Here is a 15,937-nt window from a genome sequence, read left to right on the forward strand (position 1 = left end):
CAAAATGCGCATCCGGTCAGTGTGAGGCTTATCACAAACTTCCTTTCTCAAATCCTGTGCTATCCTTTTTTGTGTCGTTGATTTAATGACAAAAACCATACAGAGAGGAAAGTTATGGGAATTTTATCCTGGATTATCTTTGGGCTTATTGCGGGTATTCTGGCGAAGTGGATCATGCCGGGCAAAGATGGCGGTGGGTTTATCGTCACCGTAATACTGGGTATTGTCGGCGCGGTAGTCGGCGGCTGGATCAGTACGCTGTTCGGCTTCGGGAAAGTAGATGGCTTTAACTTCGGCAGCTTTGCGGTTGCGGTGATCGGCGCGCTGGTTGTGCTGTTTATCTACAGAAAGATCAAAAGCTAAAACTGAAGCGTTAAAAAAGGCTGCCGGATGGCGGCCTTTTTACATCACGGGTTCACCACCAGCCAAGCTGCGTGCCAGCAAAGGCCACAATGGCGATGATTAACATAATGAGCGTGGTTTTTCTCATTTATGCCCCCGGTGCAGCGTAACCACCGACAAAAAACCACGCCAGAAACACGACCGCCGTTATAAAAATAACGACAGGGAAGAGGATCCCTATTCTCATATCATCACCTTTTTCTTTTTATAACGCCGTAGAGTGTACGGGGTTAATCCATCGCGAGAAAGCGTGTTTTGCTTTTTCCTTTCTTATCCTGATACATCGCCACATCAGCAGCACGTAATGCGCTGTCTGGATCGGTTACGTCTGGGTCCACTTCGATGACGCCGAGGCTGGCTCCCGGATAAATAAGGTTAATGTTACCCAGCCAGTATTCCCCTGCAATGCGGGCGCTGAAGCGCGCTTTAAGCTGATTCATGTGCTCCTCATTGTCGACATGACTCAGAGAGGCCACCAGAAATTCATCGCCGCCCAGCCGACCAATGATATCGTCCTGCTGTTTTTCTGCGGTCAAACGCTTGCCCACTTCAATCAGGAACTGGTCGCCTGCTTCATGCCCATACCGATCGTTAATCAATTTAAAATCGTCCAGGTCGATAAACGCAATGATGGCGTTACGTTTCAGGTGTCGAGCCAGGGAAAACAGAGTAGTCAGATCCTCAAAGATGGCGCGACGGTTGGGCAGGCCGGTAAGGGCATCGGTATAAGAGTGTGCGATGAGCGCCGCGTTGGCTTCCCGAAGCTGGTTCACCAGAGATTCTTTCTGAATGTACTGACCAATCAACCCGGCGAATAATTTTAATATCTGTTCACCGCGCTCGCTGAGCGGCTTTTTAGCCGTGCTGGTGGCGCAAAGCGTACCGTAAAGCGAGCCATCGGCGAGATGAACCGGAATGCTCATGTAAGTGGTAATACCGAGAGCTTTCGCCGCTTCGCACTCCGGCCAGCGCTCGGGGACATCGTTACTGAAGATGGTGTCGCTATCCAGCGCGCGCTTACACAGCGTCTCATCCCAGGGCACGCTCAGCCCCTCCGGGATCGTCATCTGCTTACTGTTTCGGGCATAAAGGATATGCTGCAGCCGCGCCTGGATATCCACCTTCGTCAGGTAAGTCGACTCCATATCGGTGACGATTTCCAGCATCTCCAGCAGCTGACGAACGAGACTTTCAAGGGATTGCTCAGTAACGAGGGTTTCTGAAACACGGGCAAGGATAATATCCGACATGACGTAGAAAGACTCCCAGGCAGAAGACGTCTGCATCTGCATGTTATGCTGAATTCTTAGGCTTCAGGCATAGTAAAACATGAATGCGGAAAATTTTATATATGGAGAAAGCGGCGCTGAGCCGTTACCCTTAGGCAAAGATGATGTCACAAGGATCGATGCGATGAGATTTCTGCTTCTGGCGCTGACGCTTCCCCTGGCCGCCTGTACCGCAAAAACAACCCCACCCGATGCGCCCAAACCGCCACAGGCCGTAGGTATGGCGAACCCGGCTTCCGTTTACTGTCTGGAAAAGGGCGGGGAACAGATCCCGATTCAAAGCCCGCAGGGTGTTCGTACCGAGTGCAAGCTGCCGGGTGGTGAAGTGATCGACGAATGGACGCTCTATCGTCGCGATCATCCGCAACCCACCAGGTGACAGAAGGGCAGGTGCTGCGATACACTTCTCTTTAGGATTATTCTTAGCCAGTATGTGGCTACTGTTACCGCGAGAGAAGTATGTTTCAGCTTAAACCGGGCAGCATGGCGATGATCATCGGTGCCCGCACGGCGTCTGGCCGTCGCAATATTGGTAAATCTGTTGAGTTGTTTGGTCTTTGCCAGCCTGGCCTGCGTTTTGTAAACCCGGTTAACGGCGTGATGACGCAATTACCCGCAAGTGCGGACCGCGCGCTTTGGCTGGTCACCGGAGACGTCTACGCCTTTGACAATCAGCACGGCTTTGCGTTTGTTCGCGCCGAACATCTGATGCCGCTCACCCCTGATCAAGCCCCGCAAATGCTGGATGAGCTGACAATCAGCTGATCACAAATGGCGTAGCCAGTCGGCTAAAACCAGGGCGTGATTCTGTTCCGTGTTTTTCGCGCCATAGAGGAGGGTGAGAGTCTGCTTTTGTGCCAGCGCCGCAAGACGCCTTCCCTCGTCCTTATGCTGCGCCAGTTCTTCCTGATAGGCTTTACTGAAAGTCGCAAAATCAATAGCTTCGCTATGATACTCCTGACGTAATGCGTTCGATGGCGTGAGTGTTTTACACCATTCGTCATGGGCGAGGTCCGTTTTTTTAACCCCGCGCGGCCAGAGTCTGTCCACCAGCACCCGATAGCCATCGTCCGGGCTTGCCTGCTCATAGACGCGTTTGCACTGAATCATAATTCCACCCTCCCAATTTAAGGTATTGTGATAATTGCAGAAGATCGGTAGTCTGAGGTTCCTTATGTTATCTGATAATACTCTGGCATAAGGAACCTTTCATGGAACACCTCCCGGTTAAAACGACGCTCCGCATTGCGCTGGTTGGCGATTACAATCCTGATGTTATTGCACACAAGGCGATCCCGCTGGCCATTGACGATGCTGCGGCCGTTCTTGACCTCACCGCCGATTACGACTGGCTTGCTACCCCGGAATTAACCAGTTCTGAGGATCTGGTGGGCTACGATGCCATCTGGCTGGTTCCTGCGAGCCCCTATAAAAACACAGAGGCCGCCTTTATCGCCGCACGCTACGCCCGTGAAAACAGTATTCCGTTCCTGGGGACCTGCGGTGGGTTCCAGCATGCGCTGATTGAGTATGCCCGTAACGTGCTGGGCTGGCACGATGCGGCACATGCTGAGACGGATACCGAAGGCACTATGGTGATCGCGCCGCTGACCTGCTCGCTGGTGGAAATATCCGATGCCATTGAACTGCGCAGCAATACGCTGATCGCCAAAGCCTACGGCAAACCCGAAATTGAAGAGGGATATCACTGCAACTATGGTGTGTCGCCGGAATTTGCTCAGGCGCTGGAGAGCGGTGATATGCGCGTGACGGGCTGGGACGAACAGGGGGAAATCCGTGCGGCGGAGCTGATAACCCACCCGTTCTTTGTGATCACTTTGTTCCAGCACGAGCGTGCTGCGCTGGAAGGACGTCCGGTGGTTCTCGTACAGGCAATGCTTCGCGCGGCGCGGGGCTAAAACAGGGCAGACCCGATGGTCTGCCTTCGTGTTTAGCGGGGCGCGATTTCCCGGTCGCGCCCGGCAAGTATCCCGCAGACGGCCATGACGATCGCGGCCAGCGCACAGGCGAGAAGGGGGATGCGCCAGTCTCCTACCGAATCGTGGATTTTACCCATCAGCGGCGGTCCGCAGGCAGCGAGCAGATAGCCGATAGACTGTGCCATACCGGACAATGCCGCCGCCTGATGCGCAGAGCTCGCGCGCAGACCGATGAACGTCAGGCCGAGGATCATCGTTGCCCCGGAGCCAAAGCCAAACACCAGCGTCCACATCACCGCCATATCCGGCATAAACCACAATCCCGCTGCGCTTACTGCGCACATCAGCGCCACTGCACCGGCGATTGTCCGCTGATCTTTCAGCCGATGGAGGAGCAGCGGAACGGCAAGTCCCGGCACGGCTGTCGCCAGCTGTAAAAGACCATGCACCGAACCTGCCTGTGCCTCGCTGTAGCCGTGGCTAAGCAGTATCGCCGGCAGCCAGCCGATGATGACGTAATAGATAAGAGAGTTAATCCCCAGAAAGAGCGTCACCTGCCAGGCGAGAGCAGAACGCCAGATTGCGCGGTTATGTAACGCGCCTGCGCCTGTTACCGTCGCAACATGTTTCTGACGCCACTGCGGCAGCCAGAGCAGCAAGGCGAGCAGCGGAAACACCATAAGCATCAGCAGCGCGCCCTGCCAGCCCGCATGACCCTGGGCCAGCGGCACGATTAGCGCCGAGCCTAACGCGGCGGCTGCCCCCATCGTCAGGGAATAGGCACCGGTGAGTTTCGCCACCTGGCCCGGAAAGTCACGTTTAATTAAACCCGGTAACAGCACGTTCCCAAGCGCGATCCCGCAGCCAATCACTGCCGTGCCGATGAAAAGCAGGGCAGCGGAAGGCAGGGAGCGAACGGCTATCCCGGCGCAAATCAGCAAGAGGGCGATAAACAGGCTACGCTCCATGCCAATACGTCGGGCCAGACCTGCGGCGAGCGGGGAGATCAGGGCAAAAGCCAACAGGGGCAGGGTGGTCAGCAGACCGGTTTGCGCCGTGCTTAAGCCATAATCAAGGCGAAGGGTATCCAGCAGCGGGGCTGCGCCGGTAAAGGTGACGCGAAGCGTGGTGGCGATCATCAGGATGCCTGCAATCAACAGCGCGCCGTGTTTTCCTGAGGTGCGAATAGCAGTAGTCATTATGTTCTCATACGTTCAAGCGAGCGCACACAATACCGATTTTCCCGGCGGTTGAAATCAGGCTAAAATGACAGTTTATCGCTAAAATCGGACAACATGATGATTGGACTGGGACTGGACGGCTACGATCCTGATAGCCAGCATGATGCGGCCGTCGCCTTTCGCATCCGTGTGGTGGCGGAGGAACAATATATACCCCTGCATCATCACCGCAAGGGACAGCTGATTCTGGCGCTTGGCGGCGCGATTACCTGTGAAGTGGAAAATGCCATGTTGATGGTACCGCCCCAGTACGCGGTCTGGATCCCCGGGCAGATGCCGCACAGTAACAGGGCCACGCCGGGGGCGCAGCTCTGCTTTTTGTTCATTGAGCCCGGCGCCGCCAGTCTGCCCGACCGCTGTTGTACGCTGAAAATGTCACCTCTGGTGCGGGAGCTCATTTTATCTCTGGCAGAAAAATCGCAGGCACAGCTTCAGCTTGCGGCCACATCCCGACTGGTCGATGTCCTGTTTGATGAACTGCCGCTCCAGCGTCAGGAGCATTTACAGTTACCCGTCTCGCCCCATCCAAAAATCCGGCTGATGAGCGAGAAGATGGCTGAAGAGCCCGCGGCCTGGCAGACGCTGGCACAATGGGCAAGCCACTTCGCCATGAGCGAACGCAACCTGGCGCGACTGGTGGTAAAAGAGACCGGATTAAGCTTTCGTCGCTGGCGTCACCAGCTGCAGCTTATTGTGGCGTTACAGCATTTGATAGGCGGGAAATCGGTACAGCAGGTGGCGCAGTCACTGGGTTATGACTCGACCACCGCGTTTATTACCATGTTTAAGAAGGGGCTGGGTCAGACGCCGGCGCGTTACATGGCCAGCCTGACTACGACTTCCCGATAAACAGGGAGACCAGCCCGGCTGCAATCAGCGGGCCCACCGGCACGCCGCGAAAGAGCGCTACGCCCAGCACCGTGCCCACCAGCAGACCCGCAACCAGTGAAGGCTGGCTGCTCATCAGCGTAACGCCGCGCCCACCGAGCCATGAGACAAATACACCTACCGCGATAGCCACCAGCGATTTCCAGTTGACAAACGAGTGCAGCAGCGTTGAGGCGGGAAGCGTACCGCTGGCGATGGGCGCCATCACCCCGATGGTTAAAATGATTATCCCGATGGTGAGGCCTTGCTTTTCTATCCACGGGAAAAAGGTATTTAACGGCGTGACGCGCACGATAATCAGCACCAGAATCGAGATGGCGACGGTGGTGTTATGGCTGATAAAACCCAGCGCGGCGAGTGCCAGGAGAATGAGCAGAGTAGGGTCAAACATAGGGAATCCTTGCCAAAATAATCGTCCTGCTTACTGTACGCGGAAAAAGGGCGGAGAACAGTTTTAAAAAGATTTTACCGCTGTCATAACCTTGTCATTTACGCGGTTTAAAACGAAGGCAGATATCGCAAAGGGGTCGCTATCATGAACGATCACATGTTTGTTGAAACGCTGATTATCTCCTCATCGTTTTTCGCCATTGCCGCGATTCTCGTCGCTTCCGTATTGTTGCTGGAGAGAAAAGGCTGACAGTCAGCCTTCACGGTTAGACTTTATGGAAAGTCACAAGCTCAGGACGGGCGATGCGCAGGTAATCCTGGGTATCCATGATCACGGATTTTTCCAGCAGGCCGGCGTTAAACGCGATTTCGTCGAAACGCTCGAACAGCAGCGGGTCGGCGACCAGCGTCAGATCGGGGTGGAAACTAAAAGGCGGAATAGCGCCGAATACGCAGGCGGTAAGGGTACTTACCTCGGCCGGGCTGGCGAGGGAGGCTTTAAGCCCGCCGAAATGGCTGGCAAGCCGGCTCAGGTCGGCCTGCAGATCGGCGGCCAGGATCGCCAGAACATGCTTTTTAACACCGTTTCCCTTCACTTTGCAGACCAGGGCTTTTGCTCCCTGACGCAGATCGGTCCCGCGTATTTCACTTACCGCTTCACATTTCCCGACCGCCTCGTGCTCCATAACGCGAAAACGCGCGCCTTGGCCGGTGAGTAAGGTTATCAGTTGCTGGTGGGTTCCTGTCCCCATAACGTCGTCAGTCATCGCGATTTTCCCGGTGATAATCCAGTATGCAGATGGCTACATTAGCACGAGAAGAACGGCGTCGAAAGAAAACAGCCAGCGCGTTCGCTGGCTGTGAGATTATGCGTTGCTGTTAGCAGACTGCTTGTGGAAGAGCTCCCTGAACACCGGATAAATATCATCCTGGTCACGGATATGTTGCATGGCAAAATTATCAAACATCGATTGCAGATGTTCATACTCCCGCCACAGGGTCTGATGCGCGCGACGGGTAATTTCGATATAGCTGTAGTAACGCACCACCGGCAGAATTTTCTTCGCCAGGATGTCGTGACACAGCGGTGAGTCGTCGGCCCAGTTATCACCATCGGACGCCTGCGCGGCATAGATATTCCATTGCGCCGGGTCGTAACGCTCTTTCACGACTTCATCCATCAGCTTCAGCGCGCTGGAGACGATGGTGCCGCCTGTCTCCTGCGAGTAGAAGAACTCATGCTCGTCGACCTCTTTAGCCTGCGTATGGTGGCGAATATAGACCACTTCCACGTTCTTATAGGTTCTGCTCAGGAACAGGTAGAGCAGGATATAAAAACGCTTCGCCATATCCTTGGTGGCCTGGTCCATGGAGCCGGAGACGTCCATCAGACAGAACATCACTGCCTGGCTTGAGGGCTCTGGGCGTTTTTCATAATTCTTGTAACGCAGGTCGAACGTGTCGATAAACGGAACGCGATCGATCTTCGCTCTTAGCTCGGCAATCTCTTTGCGCAGGCGCTCCTCTTCCAGCAGTTGCGCCGGCTCCGTGTTTTCCACGACCTTCAGGCTACTCTCAAGTTCGCGCAGTTCACGACGTTTGCCTGCCGTCATGGCCGTGCGCCGCGCCAGCGAATTCTGCAACGAACGCACGACGCTGATGTTGGCGGGGACGCCGTTGGCGGTATAGCCCGCGCGATGGGTTTTGTACTCGTTAAGCTGACGATGCTGATTCTTTTTCAGATTCGGCAGCGCCAGGTCCTCAAACAGCAGGTCGAGGTATTCATCTTTTGAAATCTGGAAAACGAACTCATCCTGACCTTCACCGTCCTGGCTGGCCTGTCCCTGACCGCTTCCTGAACCACCGCCGCCGCCCTGAGGACGCTCAATTCTGTCGTTCTGAACGAAGTGGTCATTACCTGGGTGTACGCGATGGCGCAGACCGCCTCGCCCCTGATGAAACATCGGTTCGCTGATGTCATCGGTGGGGATGGAAACAGACTCGCCGCTGTCGACGTCGGTCACCGAGCGTTTGTTGATGGCCTCGGAGATCGACTGTTTAATTTGCGCTTTGTAACGGCGTAAGAAGCGCTGGCGGTTCACCGTGCTCTTGTTTTTGCCGTTAAGACGCCGGTCAATAAACCAGGTCATATACCCCCCGTACTGCATTTGCCAACTTGCGTTTTTGTTGGCCCGGCAGGCGCTAGCGCTGCCGGGCACTTGTTTTAGGACGATTTACGCACGCGCAGATACCATTCGCAGAGCAGGCGAACCTGTTTGCGGGTGTAGCCTTTTTCCATCATACGGTCGACAAAATCGTCGTGTTTCTTCTGCTCATCGGTTGAGGTTTTGGTGTTGAACGAGATAACCGGCAGCAGTTCTTCGGTATTGGAGAACATTTTCTTCTCAATCACGGTGCGCAGTTTCTCGTAGCTGGTCCAGTTCGGATTGCGTCCGTTGTTATGCGCTCTGGCGCGCAGGACGAAGTTCACAATCTCATTACGGAAGTCTTTCGGGTTGCTGATCCCGGCAGGCTTCTCGATTTTTTCCAGTTCCGCGTTCAGGGATTCACGGTCAAACAGCTGGCCGGTATCCGGGTCGCGGTACTCCTGATCCTGGATCCAGAAGTCAGCGTAGGTGACATAACGGTCGAAAATATTCTGTCCGTACTCCGAATAGGATTCCAGGTAGGCTGTCTGGATCTCTTTGCCAATGAACTCGGCGTATTTCGGAATCAGGTAGCCTTTCAGGAACTCAAGATAGCGTTCAGCCTGCTCCTGCGGGAACTGCTCGCGTTCAATCTGCTGCTCCAGCACGTAGAACAAGTGAACCGGGTTGGCCGCCACTTCCGCATGGTCGAAGTTAAAGACGCGGGAGAGGATCTTAAACGCGAAACGGGTGGACAGGCCGTTCATCCCTTCATCGACCCCGGCGTAATCACGATACTCCTGATAGGATTTCGCTTTCGGGTCGGTGTCTTTCAGGCTTTCGCCATCATAGACGCGCATTTTTGAGTAGATGCTGGAGTTTTCCGGCTCTTTCAAACGCGAAAGGATAGAGAAGCGCGACAACGTTTCCAGCGTGCCTGGCGCGCAGGGAGCGTGCACCAGCTCACTGTGGTTGAGCAGTTTCTCGTAAATCTTGATCTCTTCGGAGATCCGCAGGCAATAAGGCACCTTGACGATGTACACGCGGTCAAGGAAGGCCTCATTGTTTTTATTATTACGGAAGGTCACCCATTCGGATTCGTTCGAGTGGGCGAGGATTATCCCGTTAAACGGCAGGGCGGAGATACCTTCCGTACCGTTATAGTTCCCTTCCTGGGTCGCCGTCAGCAGAGGATGCAGCACTTTGATTGGTGCTTTAAACATCTCCACGAATTCCATAATCCCCTGGTTGGCGCGGCACAGCGCACCGGAATAGCCGTAGGCATCCGGGTCATTTTGTGCGAAGTTTTCCAGCTTACGGATATCAACTTTACCCACCAGCGCCGAGATATCCTGGTTGTTCTCATCACCCGGTTCCGTTTTGGCGATGGCGATCTGCTCAAGGATAGACGGCCACACTTTCACCACGCGGAATTTAGTGATATCGCCCCCAAACTCATGCAGGCGTTTTGCCGCCCAAGGCGACATGATGGTGCCGAGGTAGCGGCGCGGAATACCAAACTCTTTATCCAGAATTTGCGCATCTTCCTGTGGATTAAACAGGCACAGCGGATGGTCGTTCACCGGGCTGCGTTCGCCATTAGCGCTCAACACATAAATCGGCACGCGCTGCATCAGCGACTTCAGGCGTTCAGCCAGCGAGGATTTACCGCCACCGACTGGGCCGAGTAAATAGAGGATCTGTTTCTTCTCTTCCAGACCCTGAGCGGCATGCTTCAGATAGGAGACAATCTGTTCAATGGCATCTTCCATGCCGTAGAACTCTTCGAACGCCGGATATCGGGCGACCACCCGATTCGAAAATAGACGGGAAAGCCGTGGCTCCAGGGCAGTATCAACCATGTTTGGCTCACCAATAGCCATCAATAGCCGTTCTGCCGCATTGGCATAGGCACTGCGATCTTGCCGACAAATGGTAAGAAACTCCTGCAGTGTGAACTCTTCGTCCTTGGCAGCTTCATAGCGCTGGCGATAGTGATCGAATATATTCATGGCATGCCGTCCTTTCGTTTTTTAGCACAGGATAAGAGCCGTTCGTATGAGTAGTGGAGGCTCCCGGAAGAGAATTTCTCGCACCTCACTGCCAGAGCAGCAACCTGTGTGCCAGGTCAGAGGCTAAGAACCGCAGGGCGTTCAGGAAAACTCTTCTTAAAATTAAGCGTAGATGGCATTTGCCAAACTTGCATGCTGAGAAAATCTAATTTCAATGACATATCAATAACTCATCCAAAAATTTCCACCTGGGTTCTAAGGCTTAAGCACGTTTTTCATTCAGTGGTCATATAAATGAAAGCGTGCTGTCATCTGAAAAGTGAAAAATAACGGGTTAATCAGACTGATTAGCAGGCAAAAAATTTTGGGTTGTACGGGAATGGCGGTTACACTTCTCCCGCTGATTATTTGACTACAGGAAAGAATGGATTGTGACCAAACTCAAACTTCTGGCATTGGGCATCCTTGCCGCGACCGCAGTTAGCACCGCTCAGGCGGAAAGTCAGTGGACGGTTGGCGCGGGTGTTGGCGTCATTAACAGCCCATACAAACAGTACGATCGTGACGTATATCCTGTTCCCGTTATCACCTATGAAGGCGAGAACGTCTGGTTCCGCGGTCTCGGCGGCGGCTACTATCTCTGGAATGACACGTCCGACAAGCTCTCGATCATGGCCTACTACGATCCAACGCACTTCAAGCCGGGAGACAGCGACAGTCACGCGCTTCGCCAGCTCGATAAGCGCAAAAGTAGCATGATGGCGGGCTCTCATATGTCCACAACACCGAGTATGGCTTCCTGCGTACGGCCCTGGCGGGTGATACGCTGGATAACAGCAACGGCTTTATCTGGGACCTGGCGTGGCTGTACCGCTATACCAACGGCGGGTTTACCCTGACGCCGGGCATCGGTGTGCAGTACAACAGTGAAAACTACAACGACTACTATTACGGCGTCTCTAAAAACGAGTCTCGCCGCAGTGGTCTGAAAAGCTACAGCGCAGATGATGGCTGGGATCCCTACTTGGAGCTGACCGCGAGCTATAACTTCCTTGGCGACTGGAGCGTCTACGGTACTGGCCGTTATGAGCGTCTGAGCGATGAAGTGAAAGATAGCCCGATGGTCGATAAGTCCTGGGCGGGTATCTTCTCTGTGGGTGTGACCTACAAGTTCTGATTGTGCATTGATTCAGTGCAATCATTGCATCAAAACGGGGCGCTTGCGCCCCGTTTGCTTTTTTGTGGTGCAGGGCGATTATCGCTTAACAATACGGATCGTCTGCCCTAAACGAGACGGTTTTTCTTCGCTCGCGTTTTGAGGTGTGGTGACGCAGGCTGTTTCTACACAAACGAATGTTTTGTAACCGTCATCAGGAATATCGGCCATGCTGACAGACAATGCCGGACCTGGGTTCCAGCCCACCACATTGCTGTGATGATGATGAACGACCTCAATGCCGCGGTTCAGGGCACCATCGTGGATCACGCTGCAGGCTTCCGGGTGGAGATAGACGCGGTCGGTACGATCGGGGAAAGCCTGAACGCCGTCGCTCAGCTTGCCCTCTTTCGCATTATCAACTTTGTCGATAAAGGTATCGCCGAGGCCGCTCACCTTCACTGAGTTGATGTCACCCACGTTGAAGTAGGTGTGCAGGGCAGACGTGGTTTCGAACTCGCCGTGGGCTTCCAGCTCAATTTCGCAGGTTTTACCCAGCTTGAAACGGGCGTACAGGGTGAAATCATGCGGCCACAGGGCGCGGGTTTCATCATTCGCCTGCAGCTCAAAGGTCAGCACGGCACCGTTGTCATCTTCGTTGTGCGCTTTCAGCGTCCACTGCTGGTTACGGGCAAAACCGTGAGACGGCAAACCCTGCTGTGTGGACGGGCCGAACCATGGCCAGCAGATGGGGACGCCGCCACGGATAGCAGCCCCTTTTTTGAACGAGGTGGCGTCGCTCAGCCACAGTCCTTCCTCTTCGCCCACAGGCTTCCAGGAGAGCAGGTGGGCGCCATTCAGCGCTACGGAGGCTTTCACGCGCGGGTGTTCAACGACGATAACATCAGCGCCGTCAATCTGGCGGCGGGAGAGCACAGGGGTAAGTTGTTCGACTACCGGAAGTGCAAATATTTTATTAATCATTAAGCAATCCTCTGTCTAAAAAACAATAAAAAAGGCGACCGAAGTCGCCTTTTTGGATCAAACACTCATCTCAACTTATTTGGAGATGTGAGCGATCAGGTCCAGTACTTTGTTAGAGTAGCCAGTTTCGTTGTCGTACCAGGAAACCAGTTTCACGAAGTTGTCGTTCAGTGCGATACCAGCTTTAGCATCGAACACGGAAGTGCACACTTCGCCGTTGAAATCAGTAGATACAACGTCGTCTTCGGTGTAACCCAGAACGCCTTTCATTGCGCCTTCGGAAGCAGCTTTGATTGCTTTCTTAATTTCTTCATAAGAAGCAGCTTTTTCCAGACGAACGGTCAGGTCAACAACGGATACGTTAGGCGTTGGAACGCGGAACGCCATACCAGTCAGTTTGCCATTCAGTTCTGGCAGTACTTTACCTACAGCTTTAGCAGCACCGGTAGAGGATGGGATGATGTTCTGAGCCGCGCCACGGCCGCCGCGCCAGTCTTTGTGAGACGGGCCGTCAACGGTTTTCTGAGTAGCGGTGGTAGCGTGAACGGTAGTCATCAGACCTTCGATGATGCCGAAGTTGTCGTTGATAACTTTAGCCAGCGGTGCCAGGCAGTTGGTGGTGCAGGATGCGTTGGAAACGATGTCCTGGCCAGCGTAAGTTTCGAAGTTTGCACCACGAACGAACATTGGGGTGTTGTCTTTAGAAGGACCAGTCAGAACAACTTTCTTCGCGCCTGCAGTGATGTGTTTACGTGCAGTTTCGTCGGTCAGGAAGATACCGGTAGCTTCAGCTACAACATCAACACCGATTTCGTTCCATTTCAGGTTAGCTGGGTCTTTCTCAGCAGTAACGCGGATGGTTTTGCCGTTAACAACCAGGTGGCCGTCTTTCACTTCAACGGTGCCGTCGAAACGACCGTGAGTTGAGTCGTACTTCAGCATGTACGCCATGTATTCAGCGTCCAGGAGATCGTTGATACCAACGATTTCGATGTCAGAACGTTTCTGAGCAGCACGGAAAACAATACGGCCGATACGGCCAAAACCGTTGATACCTACTTTGATAGTCATATATTCCACCAGCTATTTGTTAGTGAATAAAAGGTTGCCTGTAAAATTACAAAAACCTTACGCAGCGTCAAGCGGAATCGTGTCAATCATTGCGACAAATCAATCCTGTGACTAACGTTTGTGCGACTGACTCGCCTCACTTTCCCTTTGAGCTTGCAACCACATGGGGGCTGCGCCCGGAATTTTAAAGTCCTCGCAGGATAAAAATGTGAACATGATCACAATTGCCTGACCGCCTTTTCGCGACACATAAGTTTAGAACAAAAGTGCACGCAAGGGTGTTAATGTTTTGTTAGAATCCGGGTTAAAAGATGTCTGTTTCTACAGCGAGATGTAAGCATATGTCGAACCAACGTAACCCTGACGATTTGAAAAAAAACCTCACAGAAATGCAGTTTTACGTGACGCAGAACCACGGCACGGAACCGCCATTCACCGGGCGTTTACTGCACAACAAGCGAGACGGCGTCTATCACTGTCTGGTCTGTGATGCCCCGCTGTTTAACTCACAGACAAAATTCGATTCCGGCTGCGGCTGGCCGAGCTTTTACGAGCCGGTGAGCGATGAGGCCATCCGCTATCTGACTGACACCTCGCACGGCATGGTGCGCACGGAAATCCGTTGCGGGACCTGCGACGCGCACCTGGGGCACGTCTTCCCGGATGGTCCACAGCCAACGGGGGAGCGTTTCTGCGTCAATTCGGCCTCCATGAGCTTCACGGATGATGAAAACGGCGACCAGATCAAGGGTTGAAAAAACGATTCAGCAAATTATTCCTTTGAAAGGGAGAGATCGTGAATATTGATGACATGATTAACGGGATGACCCCGGACGTTTATCAGCGTCTGGTCACCGCCGTTGAGCTGGGAAAATGGCCGGATGGCGTGGCGCTTACCCCTGAGCAAAAAGAGAACAGTTTGCAGTTGGTGATGCTGTGGCAGGCGCGCAACAATACTGACGCGCAGCACATGACGATCGATACCAACGGCCAGATGGTGATGAAGAGCAAGCGAGAGCTGAAAGAAGATTTTGGCATCACGCCGAAGCCAATTGCGACGCTGAAAATGCAATAACCGTGCGGGCTGATGCCCTCATTCAAGCCCTCTCCCACGGGGAGAGGGCTTGAATGCGTCGCTACTTTTGCGGGATCCCTAATGACTCTGCCAGCTGCTTCGCTAACTGGTTGTTATCGTCCGCGCCATACTCCCAGAACATCGCCCCGGCGAGACCTTTCTGTTTAATGTAGTCCGCTTTGATCGCCACGGAACGTGGGTTCTCATACGAAATCGCAAAGAGCGCCTTGCCGTCGGCTGCTTCCACGGAGAGCCAAGGCACTTTCGCCTGGTCGTCCCAGTGCTCGGTAAAACGCTTCTGCGGATCGTTCAGCAGCTTTTTCACGATATCGTTGTACTTCACGTAGGTATCTTTGGACAGGTCATAGCCGAGCGACCTGAACAAGCCGAGCTCCTGCGGTCCAAAGTAGGGCTGGGTGACCGGATTTTTTTGTGCGTCCGGCTTGCTCCAGTCGATACCCGGCTCAACGGCGCGTTTCGGTACGCGACCGTAAAACCCGATCCCGAGGTTCATCTGCTGTGGTTTCAGTCCCGCGGCCAGATAGTTATTTACCACAAAGTCCACGCTGTATTTATCGGCTACAGCCACCGTCGGCCAGGCGCTGGAATCATAGAGGTTGGCGTTAAAATACTGGGTACCATACGCCATGTCGTAGGTCATCAGGTTGATGTAGTCGAGCAGGGGAGCGATGGCTTTGACATCCACCCAGCTTTTCGGACTTTCCGCATTGGCGCCTACCGCAATGGTCACCAGCTTTTTCTGCCTGAATGCGCCGCGCATCTCTTTCAGCAGCGCGGTGAAGTTGTCCCTGTCGGCTGGCGTGCTGGCAACCAGTCCCCACGCGCCGTTGACCGGGTACTCCCAGTCGAGATCAATCCCGTCCAGACCGTATTTGTCGACAACCTCCTGAGCGGATCGGATAAACACCGCACGACTCTCTTTGGTGGCCGCTGCGCCAGAGAAACCACGCGCACCCCAGCCGCCAACAGAGAGCAGCACTTTAAGGTGCGGGTTTTGTTTACGCAGAGTGGGGATTAAGGCCAGATCGGATGCCACTTTGGGCGAAAGCCAGATCTGATGCAGTTTCGTCGGATCTTTCAGCGCGGCGTTGGTTTCGTCTTTCTCGTCGTTGTAGACCAGACCAAACGAATAGTTCAGGTGGGTGATCTGGCGGACATCCAGTTTATTAATGTCGCCACCCGGTCCGGCGGTGACATCGCCACCCCCGTTGAAATAGCCGACGGACATCAGGGGCGCAGCGGAAGCCAGTGACGCGCAAAGCAAGGGTAATGCTGCCAGCAAGGGCAAACGTTTCATATAATTTCCTCTTTGACTTAATAA

Annotated in this window: 19 protein-coding genes and 1 pseudogene; 9 read left to right on the forward strand and 11 right to left on the reverse strand. The window is 53.9% G+C overall.

Annotation, left to right across the window (positions count from 1 at the left end; translation table 11 throughout):
- Positions 1–114 precede the first annotated feature (114 nt).
- A complete protein-coding gene (locus L383_RS19200; protein WP_008500746.1) occupies positions 115–363 on the forward strand; it encodes a GlsB/YeaQ/YmgE family stress response membrane protein in 249 nt (82 codons plus the stop codon).
- 127 nt (positions 364–490) lie between these two features.
- On the opposite strand, the gene L383_RS25810 is transcribed toward L383_RS19200, so the two are convergent.
- Positions 491–589: a YoaK family small membrane protein gene (locus L383_RS25810; RefSeq protein ID WP_014883431.1), complete on the reverse strand. Its 99-nt coding sequence runs from the start codon at positions 587–589 to the stop codon at positions 491–493.
- 43 nt (positions 590–632) lie between these two features.
- Complete coding sequence (locus L383_RS19195) at positions 633–1,652, reverse strand: sensor domain-containing diguanylate cyclase (RefSeq protein WP_032629199.1); 1,020 nt, start codon at positions 1,650–1,652, stop codon at positions 633–635.
- 163 nt (positions 1,653–1,815) lie between these two features.
- Between L383_RS19195 and L383_RS19190 the strand changes: the two genes are divergently transcribed.
- Both L383_RS19190 and L383_RS19185 read left to right on the forward strand, forming a co-directional pair.
- The gene (locus L383_RS19190) at positions 1,816–2,070 is read left to right on the forward strand and encodes a putative hemolysin (protein WP_023332730.1); all 255 of its coding nucleotides are present in this window, start codon (positions 1,816–1,818) and stop codon (positions 2,068–2,070) included.
- An 80-nt stretch (positions 2,071–2,150) separates the two neighbouring features.
- Positions 2,151–2,456 carry a nuclear transport factor 2 family protein gene (locus L383_RS19185; RefSeq protein WP_023332731.1) on the forward strand — a complete coding sequence of 102 codons (306 nt, stop codon included), beginning with the start codon at positions 2,151–2,153 and terminating at the stop codon, positions 2,454–2,456.
- Here L383_RS19185 and L383_RS19180 read toward each other — a convergent pair whose 3' ends face one another.
- Positions 2,457–2,801, reverse strand: a complete 345-nt coding sequence (locus tag L383_RS19180; protein ID WP_023332732.1) for a DUF488 domain-containing protein — start codon at positions 2,799–2,801, stop codon at positions 2,457–2,459. It abuts the gene before it with no gap.
- 101 nt (positions 2,802–2,902) lie between these two features.
- Between L383_RS19180 and L383_RS19175 the strand changes: the two genes are divergently transcribed.
- Entirely contained in the window at positions 2,903–3,610 is a 708-nt protein-coding gene (locus L383_RS19175; RefSeq protein WP_023332733.1) for a CTP synthase C-terminal region-related (seleno)protein, read from the forward strand.
- A 32-nt stretch (positions 3,611–3,642) separates the two neighbouring features.
- On the opposite strand, the gene L383_RS19170 is transcribed toward L383_RS19175, so the two are convergent.
- Complete coding sequence (locus tag L383_RS19170; protein ID WP_023332734.1) at positions 3,643–4,830, reverse strand: CynX/NimT family MFS transporter; 1,188 nt, start codon at positions 4,828–4,830, stop codon at positions 3,643–3,645.
- 99 nt (positions 4,831–4,929) lie between these two features.
- Between L383_RS19170 and L383_RS19165 the strand changes: the two genes are divergently transcribed.
- On the forward strand, positions 4,930–5,721 hold the full coding sequence (locus L383_RS19165) for an AraC family transcriptional regulator (protein ID WP_023332735.1): 792 nt from the start codon (positions 4,930–4,932) through the stop codon (positions 5,719–5,721).
- Here the strand turns inward: L383_RS19165 and L383_RS19160 are convergent.
- The gene (locus tag L383_RS19160) at positions 5,705–6,151 is read right to left on the reverse strand and encodes a DUF441 domain-containing protein (RefSeq protein ID WP_023332736.1); all 447 of its coding nucleotides are present in this window, start codon (positions 6,149–6,151) and stop codon (positions 5,705–5,707) included. The genes L383_RS19165 and L383_RS19160 overlap by 17 nt on opposite strands.
- Before the next feature lie 144 nt (positions 6,152–6,295).
- On the opposite strand from L383_RS19160, the gene yoaI reads away from it, so the two are divergent.
- The gene (yoaI, locus tag L383_RS25815) at positions 6,296–6,400 is read left to right on the forward strand and encodes a small membrane protein YoaI (RefSeq protein ID WP_023332737.1); all 105 of its coding nucleotides are present in this window, start codon (positions 6,296–6,298) and stop codon (positions 6,398–6,400) included.
- A 16-nt stretch (positions 6,401–6,416) separates the two neighbouring features.
- Here yoaI and L383_RS19155 read toward each other — a convergent pair whose 3' ends face one another.
- The 3 genes from L383_RS19155 to yeaG all read right to left on the reverse strand — a co-directional run bounded on the left by L383_RS19155 (position 6,417) and on the right by yeaG (position 10,309).
- The gene (locus L383_RS19155; protein ID WP_023332738.1) at positions 6,417–6,917 is read right to left on the reverse strand and encodes a YbaK/prolyl-tRNA synthetase associated domain-containing protein; all 501 of its coding nucleotides are present in this window, start codon (positions 6,915–6,917) and stop codon (positions 6,417–6,419) included.
- Positions 6,918–7,016: 99 nt separating this feature from the next.
- Positions 7,017–8,300 (reverse strand): YeaH/YhbH family protein, encoded by a 1,284-nt coding sequence (locus L383_RS19150; protein WP_014883442.1) that lies wholly within the window; start codon positions 8,298–8,300, stop codon positions 7,017–7,019.
- Between the two features lie 74 nt (positions 8,301–8,374).
- Entirely contained in the window at positions 8,375–10,309 is a 1,935-nt protein-coding gene (yeaG, locus tag L383_RS19145) for a protein kinase YeaG (protein ID WP_014883443.1), read from the reverse strand.
- A gap of 431 nt (positions 10,310–10,740) precedes the next feature.
- On the opposite strand from yeaG, the pseudogene L383_RS0123740 reads away from it, so the two are divergent.
- Positions 10,741–11,486 (forward strand): annotated as a pseudogene (locus L383_RS0123740) (MipA/OmpV family protein).
- Positions 11,487–11,564: 78 nt separating this feature from the next.
- Here L383_RS0123740 and L383_RS19140 read toward each other — a convergent pair.
- A complete protein-coding gene (locus L383_RS19140) occupies positions 11,565–12,449 on the reverse strand; it encodes a D-hexose-6-phosphate mutarotase (protein ID WP_023332741.1) in 885 nt (294 codons plus the stop codon).
- A 75-nt stretch (positions 12,450–12,524) separates the two neighbouring features.
- Positions 12,525–13,520 carry a glyceraldehyde-3-phosphate dehydrogenase gene (gene gapA, locus L383_RS19135; protein ID WP_014831506.1) on the reverse strand — a complete coding sequence of 332 codons (996 nt, stop codon included), beginning with the start codon at positions 13,518–13,520 and terminating at the stop codon, positions 12,525–12,527.
- A 341-nt stretch (positions 13,521–13,861) separates the two neighbouring features.
- On the opposite strand from gapA, the gene msrB reads away from it, so the two are divergent.
- Positions 13,862–14,275, forward strand: coding sequence for a peptide-methionine (R)-S-oxide reductase MsrB (msrB, locus tag L383_RS19130; protein WP_023332742.1), 414 nt, complete (start codon positions 13,862–13,864; stop codon positions 14,273–14,275).
- Positions 14,276–14,316: 41 nt separating this feature from the next.
- On the forward strand, positions 14,317–14,595 hold the full coding sequence (locus L383_RS19125; protein ID WP_023332743.1) for a YeaC family protein: 279 nt from the start codon (positions 14,317–14,319) through the stop codon (positions 14,593–14,595).
- A 61-nt stretch (positions 14,596–14,656) separates the two neighbouring features.
- On the opposite strand, the gene L383_RS19120 is transcribed toward L383_RS19125, so the two are convergent.
- Complete coding sequence (locus L383_RS19120; protein WP_023332744.1) at positions 14,657–15,913, reverse strand: chitinase ChiD; 1,257 nt, start codon at positions 15,911–15,913, stop codon at positions 14,657–14,659.
- Positions 15,914–15,937 lie beyond the last annotated feature (24 nt).

This window comes from Enterobacter sp. MGH 37 (assembly GCF_000534515.1).
GTDB classification, from domain to species: Bacteria; Pseudomonadota; Gammaproteobacteria; order Enterobacterales; family Enterobacteriaceae; genus Enterobacter; species Enterobacter kobei.

Bases quoted from the DNA above. Each gene is read 5' to 3' on its own strand.
- L383_RS19140 (WP_023332741.1), bottom strand. From the start codon at position 12,449: ATGATTAATAAAATATTTGCACTTCCGGTAGTCGAACAACTTACCCCT.
- yoaI (WP_023332737.1), top strand. From the start codon at position 6,296: ATGAACGATCACATGTTTGTTGAAACGCTGATTATCTCCTCATCGTTT.
- L383_RS19155 (WP_023332738.1), bottom strand. From the start codon at position 6,917: ATGACTGACGACGTTATGGGGACAGGAACCCACCAGCAACTGATAACC.
- L383_RS19185 (WP_023332731.1), top strand. From the start codon at position 2,151: ATGTTTCAGCTTAAACCGGGCAGCATGGCGATGATCATCGGTGCCCGC.
- L383_RS19175 (WP_023332733.1), top strand. From the start codon at position 2,903: ATGGAACACCTCCCGGTTAAAACGACGCTCCGCATTGCGCTGGTTGGC.
- L383_RS19165 (WP_023332735.1), top strand. From the start codon at position 4,930: ATGATTGGACTGGGACTGGACGGCTACGATCCTGATAGCCAGCATGAT.
- L383_RS19170 (WP_023332734.1), bottom strand. From the start codon at position 4,830: ATGACTACTGCTATTCGCACCTCAGGAAAACACGGCGCGCTGTTGATT.
- L383_RS25810 (WP_014883431.1), bottom strand. From the start codon at position 589: ATGAGAATAGGGATCCTCTTCCCTGTCGTTATTTTTATAACGGCGGTC.
- L383_RS19150 (WP_014883442.1), bottom strand. From the start codon at position 8,300: ATGACCTGGTTTATTGACCGGCGTCTTAACGGCAAAAACAAGAGCACG.
- L383_RS19195 (WP_032629199.1), bottom strand. From the start codon at position 1,652: ATGTCGGATATTATCCTTGCCCGTGTTTCAGAAACCCTCGTTACTGAG.
- L383_RS19120 (WP_023332744.1), bottom strand. From the start codon at position 15,913: ATGAAACGTTTGCCCTTGCTGGCAGCATTACCCTTGCTTTGCGCGTCA.
- L383_RS19180 (WP_023332732.1), bottom strand. From the start codon at position 2,801: ATGATTCAGTGCAAACGCGTCTATGAGCAGGCAAGCCCGGACGATGGC.
- L383_RS19200 (WP_008500746.1), top strand. From the start codon at position 115: ATGGGAATTTTATCCTGGATTATCTTTGGGCTTATTGCGGGTATTCTG.
- L383_RS19160 (WP_023332736.1), bottom strand. From the start codon at position 6,151: ATGTTTGACCCTACTCTGCTCATTCTCCTGGCACTCGCCGCGCTGGGT.
- gapA (WP_014831506.1), bottom strand. From the start codon at position 13,520: ATGACTATCAAAGTAGGTATCAACGGTTTTGGCCGTATCGGCCGTATT.
- msrB (WP_023332742.1), top strand. From the start codon at position 13,862: ATGTCGAACCAACGTAACCCTGACGATTTGAAAAAAAACCTCACAGAA.
- L383_RS19190 (WP_023332730.1), top strand. From the start codon at position 1,816: ATGAGATTTCTGCTTCTGGCGCTGACGCTTCCCCTGGCCGCCTGTACC.
- yeaG (WP_014883443.1), bottom strand. From the start codon at position 10,309: ATGAATATATTCGATCACTATCGCCAGCGCTATGAAGCTGCCAAGGAC.